This is a genomic window from Streptomyces sp. NPDC002130 (genome assembly GCF_040296465.1).
Lineage (GTDB): Bacteria > Actinomycetota > Actinomycetes > Streptomycetales > Streptomycetaceae > Streptomyces.
The window spans coordinates 1-8652 of record NZ_JBEOXI010000302.1; the positions used below are offsets into that span (position 1 = coordinate 1).

The 8652-nt window shown below is 69.9% G+C and carries 9 protein-coding genes; 6 read left to right on the forward strand and 3 right to left on the reverse strand.

Annotated elements, in window-relative coordinates; all coding sequences use genetic code 11:
* On the forward strand, positions 1-211 hold a 211-nt coding region (locus ABT116_RS35980; RefSeq protein WP_351642840.1), incomplete at its 5' end, for an SHOCT domain-containing protein.
* 9 nt (positions 212-220) lie between these two features.
* On the opposite strand, the gene ABT116_RS35985 is transcribed toward ABT116_RS35980, so the two are convergent.
* On the reverse strand, positions 221-1786 hold the full coding sequence (locus ABT116_RS35985; RefSeq protein WP_351642843.1) for a purple acid phosphatase family protein: 1566 nt from the start codon (positions 1784-1786) through the stop codon (positions 221-223).
* Between the two features lie 186 nt (positions 1787-1972).
* Here ABT116_RS35985 and ABT116_RS35990 point away from each other — a divergent pair, with 186 nt between their 5' ends.
* On the forward strand, positions 1973-2230 hold the full coding sequence (locus ABT116_RS35990) for a hypothetical protein (RefSeq protein WP_104779792.1): 258 nt from the start codon (positions 1973-1975) through the stop codon (positions 2228-2230).
* A gap of 12 nt (positions 2231-2242) precedes the next feature.
* A complete protein-coding gene (glmS, locus tag ABT116_RS35995) occupies positions 2243-4060 on the forward strand; it encodes a glutamine--fructose-6-phosphate transaminase (isomerizing) (RefSeq protein WP_351642846.1) in 1818 nt (605 codons plus the stop codon).
* Positions 4061-4230: 170 nt separating this feature from the next.
* Here glmS and ABT116_RS36000 read toward each other — a convergent pair whose 3' ends face one another.
* Entirely contained in the window at positions 4231-4791 is a 561-nt protein-coding gene (locus tag ABT116_RS36000) for a GPR1/FUN34/YaaH family transporter (protein ID WP_351642848.1), read from the reverse strand.
* Between the two features lie 117 nt (positions 4792-4908).
* Positions 4909-5436, reverse strand: coding sequence for a universal stress protein (locus ABT116_RS36005; RefSeq protein ID WP_351642850.1), 528 nt, complete (start codon positions 5434-5436; stop codon positions 4909-4911).
* Positions 5437-5743: 307 nt separating this feature from the next.
* Between ABT116_RS36005 and ABT116_RS36010 the strand changes: the two genes are divergently transcribed.
* From ABT116_RS36010 to orn, 3 genes are all read left to right on the forward strand, one after another.
* Entirely contained in the window at positions 5744-6076 is a 333-nt protein-coding gene (locus ABT116_RS36010) for a hypothetical protein (RefSeq protein WP_351642854.1), read from the forward strand.
* Between the two features lie 377 nt (positions 6077-6453).
* Positions 6454-7689 carry a helix-turn-helix domain-containing protein gene (locus tag ABT116_RS36015; protein WP_351642857.1) on the forward strand — a complete coding sequence of 412 codons (1236 nt, stop codon included), beginning with the start codon at positions 6454-6456 and terminating at the stop codon, positions 7687-7689.
* A 104-nt stretch (positions 7690-7793) separates the two neighbouring features.
* A complete protein-coding gene (orn, locus tag ABT116_RS36020; RefSeq protein ID WP_344453927.1) occupies positions 7794-8396 on the forward strand; it encodes an oligoribonuclease in 603 nt (200 codons plus the stop codon).
* Positions 8397-8652 lie beyond the last annotated feature (256 nt).

The window sequence follows — 8652 nt, forward strand, 5'->3', positions numbered from 1 at the left end:
AGCGACCTCCACCGCGGCGGCCACCACCGCGTCCCGCTCCTCCTGGTCGGCGGCGATGCGCAGCAGGAGGTCCAGGGCGCGGGCGTCCGCCGAGGCCGACCACGACGCCCTGCTGCGCCGTCTGCGCGAGCTCGGCGAGCTGCACCGCACGGGCGTGCTGACGGACGAGGAGTTCACCCTGGCCAAGCAGGCGATCCTCAAGCGGATGTAGCACTCGTGGCTACTTCGCCCGGCGCGCCACCGTGAAGTGGTCGACCTGGTCGCCGCTCTCGGCGATGCCGCGCACCGTCAGCGTGGCCAGGCGTCCCTTCGGCGCGGGGGTGACGTCCACGCGCAGGAAGGAGTAGTCGAGGTAGCGCACCCGGGACCAGGCGACGGTCTCGTTCTGCTTGCCGCCCTTGACGTTGACGAACGAGGCGACGGAGTCCACGTCGTGCTCGTTGCCCTCGTAGGACAGCGGGGCGGTGAACGAGTAGAGGCTGCGGCCCGCCGCACCGGCCGTCACGTAGACCACACCGTCGGTCTCGGGGTAGGCCGTGCCGCCGATGGGGAGCTTCTTGGCGACCTTGTTCCCCTTGATCACGTCGGTGCGCTCGTACTGGTGGTTGTGTCCGTTGATGACCAGGTCCACGGTGTACTTCTCGAACAGCGGCACCCACTCCTGCCGGACCCCGCCCTCGGAGGCGTGGGAGGTGGACGTGCAGTAGGCGCAGTGGTGGAAGAACACGACGATGAAGTCGACGTCGTGCGAGGCCCGGTACTTCTTCAGCCGGGCCTCCAGCCACTTGGTCTGGGTGCCGCCGGAGATGCCGAGGTTGGCCGGGATCTCGAAGGAGATGTCGTTGGCGTCGAGGGAGATGACCGCCGTGTTGCCGTGGACGAAGGAGTAGACGCCCGGCAGGTTCTTCTTGTCGGGGCCGTTGTCCGGCAGGGTCCAGCGGGCCTCCTCGCCGCCGTAGCCGTTGGGCGAGTACCAGGCCTCCATGTCGTGGTTGCCGTAGGCGGGCATCCAGGGGACCGACTTGGCGACGGATTCGGTCTGGGCGAGGAACTGGTCCCAGATCCGGGAGTCGAAGCCGGTGTCGGAGGTCTGGCCGGAGCCCGACGGGTCGGCGTAGGCGATGTCGCCGGCGTGCAGGTGGAAGGCCGGGTTCTGGCCTAGCAGCAGGCTGTTGTTGGCGAGGCCGTGGTAGCTGACGCCCTCGTCGCCGAAGGCCGTGAAGGTGAACGGCGCCTTGTGCGCGGGGGCGGTGGTGAAGGTGCCGAGGGTGCCCAGCAGGTGCGGTGCGGCCGGGTCGAAGCCCTGGTGGCCGACGCCGTAGTAGTACGTCCGGCCCGGCTTCAGACGGGTCAGTTTGGCGTGGACGTAGTACTGCGTGTGGTTGCCGCTCGCGCCGACTCCGGCGGGCGTGAAGAGGGTGCGGACCTCGGCGTCGATCTTGCGGGAGAGGTCCCAGGGGTGGGCGCCGATCCGGATGAACGGCTTCTTGACGGCGACGGGGACCTGCCAGGAGACGGTCATCTCCGTGCGCGGGTCGGCGCCGTAGGCGAGGTGGCGGCCGAAGGGGGCGACGAGAGCGCCGTCGACGGATTCGGTCGCCGGGGCGGTGCGGGCGGTCGGCACGGCGGCCTGGGCGGTGGCGCCTGGCACGAACGCGCCACCCGCGACGGCGCCGAGCGTGACGGCTCCGCCTCTGATCATCGTGCGCCGGGAGAATTTCGTGCGCAGGTACTCGTGCTGCTCGGCCATGCTCATGCGCTCGGCGAGCCGCTCGGGTACGCCCATACGAGGAGTGTCCATGGCGTCCAAAAATCGACGCCTCGGGCAACGGGATCCCGGACACCCGGTGGACGGCTCACGAACAGCCACTCATGACACGTTCAACGTTCCCCCAAAAGCCCCCCACGGGGTCCTGCCCGAAATCGGGCAGAATTCTTGCGAAACCGTCGCCGGTGGCCCAAGATCTAGCGAGTGCACGACGAACTCGTTGATCATCTGACGCGGTCCACCGCCCTCGGCCGGGGCGAGGCACTGCGCGTGATCCAGGACGTGCTCGCCTACTTCGACGAGACGACCGAGGAGTACGTCCGTCGCCGCCACCGCGAGCTCCAGGCCCAGGGCCTGGTCAACGCGGAGATCTTCGAACGGATCGAGGCGGACCTCAAATACCGCGCGGTGGCCCCGCCGGAGCTCTCGCTCCGGCAGCTGCGGCGCATCGTCTACGGCTAGGAATACGTATACATGTGCGGAATCGTCGGTTACATCGGGAAGCGTGACGTCGCGCCCCTCCTCCTCGAGGGCCTCCAGCGCCTGGAGTACCGCGGCTACGACTCCGCGGGCATCGTCGTCACCACCCCTTCGAGCGGCCGCCTGAAGATGGTCAAGGCCAAGGGCCGTGTCCGCGACCTGGAGGCGAAGGTCCCGGCCCGCTTCAAGGGCACGACCGGCATCGCCCACACCCGCTGGGCCACCCACGGCGCCCCGTCCGACGTCAACGCCCACCCGCACCTGGACGCCGAGGGCAAGGTCGCCGTCGTCCACAACGGCATCATCGACAACGCCTCCGACCTGCGCCGCAAGCTGGAGGCGGACGGCGTCGAGTTCCTCTCCGAGACCGACACCGAGGTCCTGGTCCACCTCATCGCCCGCTCGCAGGCGACCAAGCTGGAGGACAAGGTCCGCGAGACCCTCCGGCTGATCGAGGGCACGTACGGCATCGCCGTCATGCACGCCGACTTCCCCGACCGGATCGTCGTCGCCCGCAACGGCTCCCCGGTCGTCCTCGGCATAGGCGAGAAGGAGATGTTCGTCGCCTCGGACATCGCCGCGCTGGTCTCCCACACGCGGCAGATCGTCACCCTCGACGACGGCGAGATGGCCACCCTCAAGGCCGACGACTTCCGCACCTACACCACCGAGGGCACCCGCACCACGGCGGAGCCCACCACCGTGGAGTGGGAGGCCGCCTCCTACGACATGGGCGGCCACGACACGTACATGCACAAGGAGATCCACGAGCAGGCCGACGCCGTGGACCGTGTGCTGCGCGGCCGCATCGACGACCGCTTCTCCACCGTGCACCTGGGCGGCCTGAACCTGGACGCCCGTGAGGCCCGCCGCATCCGCCGCGTGAAGATCCTCGGCTGCGGCACCTCGTACCACGCGGGCATGATCGGCGCCCAGATGATCGAGCAGCTGGCCCGCATCCCCGCCGACGCCGAGCCGGCCTCGGAGTTCCGCTACCGCAACGCGGTCGTCGACCCCGACACCCTCTACGTCGCGGTCTCCCAGTCCGGCGAGACCTACGACGTGCTGGCCGCCGTGCAGGAGCTCAAGCGCAAGGGCGCGCGCGTCCTGGGCGTGGTGAACGTGGTCGGATCGGCCATCGCCCGTGAGGCGGACGGCGGCATCTACGTGCACGCCGGCCCCGAGGTCTGCGTCGTCTCCACCAAGTGCTTCACCAACACCACGGTCGCCTTCGCCCTCCTCGCCCTCCACCTCGGCCGCACCCGCGACCTGTCGGTCCGGGACGGCAAGCGGATCATCGAGGGCCTGCGCAAGCTGCCCGCGCAGATCGCCGAGATCATGGAGGGCGAGGAGGACGTCAAGAAGCTGGCCCTGCAGTTCGCCGAGGCCCGCTCGATGCTCTTCATCGGCCGCGTCCGGGGCTACCCCGTGGCCCGCGAGGCCTCCCTGAAGCTCAAGGAGATCTCCTACATCCACGCCGAGGCCTACCCCGCCTCGGAGCTCAAGCACGGCCCGCTGGCCCTGATCGAGCCGGCCCTGCCGACGGTCGCGATCGTCCCCGACGACGACCTCCTGGAGAAGAACCGCGCCGCCATGGAGGAGATCAAGGCCCGCAGCGGCAAGATCCTCGCCGTGGCCCACCAGCCCCAGGAGAAGGCCGACGAGACGATCGTCGTCCCCAAGAACGAGGACGAGCTGGACCCGATCCTCATGGGCATCCCGCTCCAACTCCTGGCCTACCACACGGCTTTGGTGCTGGGCCGCGACATCGACAAGCCCCGCAACCTGGCCAAGTCGGTGACGGTGGAATAGGAAGCCCACCACCGAAGCGAGAATTGAGGAACCCCCGCGGCGAGCAGCCACGTCCGCGAGAGCGGCGCCGGTTCAGGCGCAAAAGAGGGACGGACCCCCACGTGCTGCCACCATGCACGGGGGGTCCGTTTTCATCGCCGGGAAGCCGCCCAACTCCCCGGCTCGCGCAGCTACCCGGTGGCCGTCACGCCCCGACCGGCAGCGCGTCGCGGAAGAACAGTCGGCCAGTGCGCCAGGGCAGCCGTCGCCGCGTACCAGGCCACCGCCCCCGCGGCCACGGCGAACCATCCACCCACCTTGGTGAGCCCGTCGTTGCCCGCGAACTCGGTGACCGCCATGAGCAGCAGGGCGACGAAGAACAGCCCGTACACGCCCCGCCCCAGCTGATCCCCACCCGCGAGCGTCAGAGACAGCGCCACCAGGGCGAACAACAGCAGGAACAGCCCTGCCCCGTTGCCGGAGGCGGTCTCGGACACGGCCCACGTGAACCACAGCGCCCCGAGCACCGAGAACGCCGTACCACCGGCGGCGTCACCCTCCCGCAGGGCCACGAGCCCTGCGACGAAGAGCGCAATGCCGCCCACGTACTGGGCGATTGACGCGGCGTCAGCGGCTGACACGCCGTCGATCACAGCGGTATGCCCCAGCCCGAAGGCCAACAGGGTGATTCCCAGGGCGAGTCGACCGGCCACGGTCGTGATTCCGCTTCCCGCGGAGACGTCTTTGTCCACGGCGGGCTCCCTTCGTGCATGTGCAGTTGTGCGGTGTTCCGTATATGCCCTTCACAAAGACACAAACACCTCTGCGCGCGAGGAGAAATTCGCGCGCGGCACAAAGGGAGTTGGAGCTCAGGGGATGACGATGACGGGCCGCTGCGCCCGCTTGGCGAGCCGCCCGGCGACGGAGCCGAAGAGACGCCCCACGAGACCGTGGGTGGAGCCGACGACGATCGCGTCGGCCTCGTACTCCCGGCCGACCTCTTCGAGTTCGTGGCAGATGTCACCGCCGCGCTCGACCAGGATCCAGGGCACCTCGGCGAGGTAGTCCGCACAGGCCAGCTCGAGTCCGAGCACCTCGGTGCGGTGGTCCGGCACGTCCACGAACACCGGCGGCTCGCAGCCGGCCCACACCGTGGTCGGCAGCCGGTTGGCGACATGGACGATGATCAGGCCCGACCCGGAACGATGGGCCATGCCGATGGCGTAGGCCAGGGCGCGCTCACTGGAGGTGGAGCCGTCGAAGCCGACGACGACCCCGTGCTTGAAAGCGGGGTCGCAGGAATGGCGTGGCTCTTTCGCCGCCAGGGGCTCGGCCGCCGTGGGATCGGCGACGGGCCGCTTGCGGTCCGCGGGTTCGAAGAATTCGTGACCGGCCATGGCTGTCTCGGCGTTGTGATCCTTATACGGGAGGGACGACAGTGTGCGGCGGAGCTGTGTCCGGGAATGGTCTTCCCAACCCCATACCCTCAAGGGTACGGCGCCACGCCTCCTTAGCCCAGATCCCGCTCACGGTGCGTGCGGGTTCCAGGGAGCATGCACGAGGCACCGCCCGTAACGCAATGGTTGCTGCGCTGTACAGGCGGTTTGCACGGGATTCACTGACCGGTGGAAGCGATCCGGGCAGCCAGTGACCGACGCCCCGGCCGCGCGTTGAACCCCGTGAGTCACGCCACAGGGAGCACGCATGTCCGCACCACGCCCCGCCGCCGAGGCGGACCGCGCGACCCCGCCGCCGCGGGACACCGCGACGGATGTGGTTCGCTGGGCTGCCTTCAGCTGCCTGCTCGTCCCGCTGGTGCTCCTCGGCTGCGGCACCTCGTTCGCCGGCGCCGCGGGCACGGCCCTCGGGCTCGCGGCCGTCACGGGCGCCTGCCGGGTCCTGCTGCGCCAGTCCGAGCGCGGAGCGGCCCGGCTCGCGGCCGAGGACCGGGCACCCCACCGGGGCCGGCGGCACCGCACCGGAACGGGGTCGCACCGTGGCGGACGGCACACCGGGGGAGATACACCGGTCGGCTGACCGGTTTCCGCGCACGCACACGGCGCTTTTCAGCCAACTTCTCGTACCTGTGCATCACCCCGTCCAACCACCCCGCAACCCCCGTTCGACCTGCACGGAAAGGACCTCAGGGGGTCCGCGCACCCTACGTGGATTGGCCACTGCGACGAGGCGCACTTCCCTGCACGCCCCACGAGTGCAACGCTTCGTGATCGAATGCTTCACGCCAAGTTGCCAAGTCGACAATGTGCCGAGTGGTGAACCGGCCACTTCGGCACGACGGCACACAGTAGATTCGATCTTGACTGTCTACGGCGGGGGACTCGTGCAGGACCGAGGGGAAACGTGCAGGAGCGACACAACCGAGGAGCCGCGACCACCGAGGGGGGCTTAGCAGTATGAGCCACGACTCCACTGCCGCGCCGGAAGCCGCGGCCCGGAAACTTTCCGGGCGACGCCGCAAGGAGATCGTCGCGGTGCTGCTGTTCAGCGGCGGCCCCATCTTCGAGAGTTCCATACCGTTGTCGGTGTTCGGGGTTGACCGCCAGGACGCCGGCGTACCGCGCTACCGACTACTGGTGTGCGGGGGCGAGGACGGTCCGCTACGGACCACCGGGGGACTCGAACTCACCGCACCACATGGCCTGGAAGCGATCTCGCGCGCGGGCACGGTCGTCGTGCCGGCCTGGCGTTCGATCACTTCGCCGCCACCGGAGGAGGCGCTCGACGCGCTGCGCCGCGCCCACGAGGAGGGCGCCCGCATCGTCGGGCTGTGCACCGGCGCCTTCGTGCTCGCGGCGGCCGGCCTGCTGGACGGCCGTCCCGCGACGACACACTGGATGTACGCACCGACGCTGGCCAAGCGCTATCCGTCGGTGCACGTGGACCCGCGTGAGCTGTTCGTCGACGACGGCGACGTGCTCACGTCGGCGGGCACGGCGGCGGGCATCGACCTGTGCCTGCACATCGTGCGCACGGACCACGGAAACGAGGCGGCCGGAGCCCTGGCAAGGCGGCTCGTCGTGCCGCCGCGCCGCAGCGGCGGGCAGGAGCGCTACCTCGACAGGTCTTTACCCGAGGAGATCGGCGCCGACCCGCTCGCCGAGGTCGTCGCCTGGGCGCTGGAGCACCTCCACGAACAGTTCGACGTGGAGACACTGGCGGCACGCGCGTACATGAGCCGGCGTACGTTCGACCGCCGCTTCCGCTCGCTGACCGGGAGCGCTCCGCTGCAGTGGCTGATCACGCAGCGGGTCCTCCAGGCGCAGCGCCTGCTGGAGACGTCGGACTACTCGGTGGACGAGGTGGCGGGGCGCTGCGGCTTCCGGTCGCCGGTCGCCCTGCGCGGGCACTTCCGCCGCCAGCTGGGTTCGTCCCCGGCCGCGTACCGGGCGGCGTACCGCGCCCGGCGTCCGCAGGGCGAGCGGCCCCAGGAGACCGAGAGCGCACCGGGCGGCCCCGGGTCCGGTATGCCGGGCCACGCCGGGCACCCGGGCCAGCACGGCCAGGCACCGACCCCGCTCCACCCGGAGCACCCGGTGCCGCTGCAGTCCCGCCGTACGGCGGCGGCGAGCGCGGTCGGCCAGTCCCCGGCCCTGTCGGCGAGCCTGCCCGGGCAGCGCAGCGCGCCGTGAACCGCTAGCCGCAGGGCCCGCGAGGAGCATGCCTCCCCGCGGGCCCTGCGGCTTTCGCGGTACGGGCGGCCCGGCCGAGGGCAGCGGGCCGTAAGGTTAGACACATGAACGATCGCATGGTGTGGATCGACTGCGAGATGACCGGCCTCTCGCTGTCGGACGACGCGCTCATCGAGGTGGCCGCCCTCGTGACCGACTCCGAGCTGAACGTGCTCGGGGAAGGCGTGGACATCGTCATCCGGCCGCCGGACCAGGCGCTGGAGACGATGCCGGACGTGGTGCGTCAGATGCACACCGCCTCCGGGCTGCTCGAGGAGCTCGCCGCCGGGACCACCCTGAAGGACGCCGAGGACCAGGTCCTGACGTACGTGAGGGAGTTCGTCAAGGAGCCGGGCAAGGCGCCGCTGTGCGGGAACTCCGTCGGCACGGACCGCGGCTTCCTGCTGCGCGACATGCCGACGCTGGAGAACTACCTCCACTACCGGATCGTCGACGTGTCGTCGGTCAAGGAGCTGGCCCGCCGCTGGTACCCGCGGGCGTATTTCAACAGCCCGCAGAAGAACGGCAACCACCGTGCGCTCGCCGACATCCGCGAGTCGATCGCGGAGCTGCGGTACTACCGCGAGGCCGTGTTCGTCCCGCAGCCCGGGCCCGACTCGGACACCGCGAGGACGATCGCGGCGAAGCACGTTCTGCCTGCGCAGTAGGTGGGCGGGGGCCCGTCGGGGGCGGCTCGGCGAAAGCCGGGCGCGAGCACCCCTTCGGACCCTGTACACTTTTTCTCGGCCGGTCAGGGAAGTCACTGACCTCCAAGCCGGTCATGGTGGGTGTAGCTCAGCTGGTAGAGCACCTGGTTGTGGTCCAGGATGCCGCGGGCGACGACCCCTGGCTGTCCGGCTGGAACAAGCTGACCGCCAACTCCCACTCCCAGTCCACCTGGACGAACCGGGCCACGGCGACGAT

What these genes read in the sequence shown, in the direction of transcription:
- ABT116_RS35985 (WP_351642843.1), bottom strand. Translation starts at nt 1,786, where the DNA reads ATGGGCGTACCCGAGCGGCTCGCCGAGCGCATGAGCATGGCCGAGCAG.
- glmS (WP_351642846.1), top strand. Translation starts at nt 2,243, where the DNA reads ATGTGCGGAATCGTCGGTTACATCGGGAAGCGTGACGTCGCGCCCCTC.
- ABT116_RS36005 (WP_351642850.1), bottom strand. Translation starts at nt 5,436, where the DNA reads ATGGCCGGTCACGAATTCTTCGAACCCGCGGACCGCAAGCGGCCCGTC.
- ABT116_RS36010 (WP_351642854.1), top strand. Translation starts at nt 5,744, where the DNA reads ATGTCCGCACCACGCCCCGCCGCCGAGGCGGACCGCGCGACCCCGCCG.
- ABT116_RS36015 (WP_351642857.1), top strand. Translation starts at nt 6,454, where the DNA reads ATGAGCCACGACTCCACTGCCGCGCCGGAAGCCGCGGCCCGGAAACTT.
- orn (WP_344453927.1), top strand. Translation starts at nt 7,794, where the DNA reads ATGAACGATCGCATGGTGTGGATCGACTGCGAGATGACCGGCCTCTCG.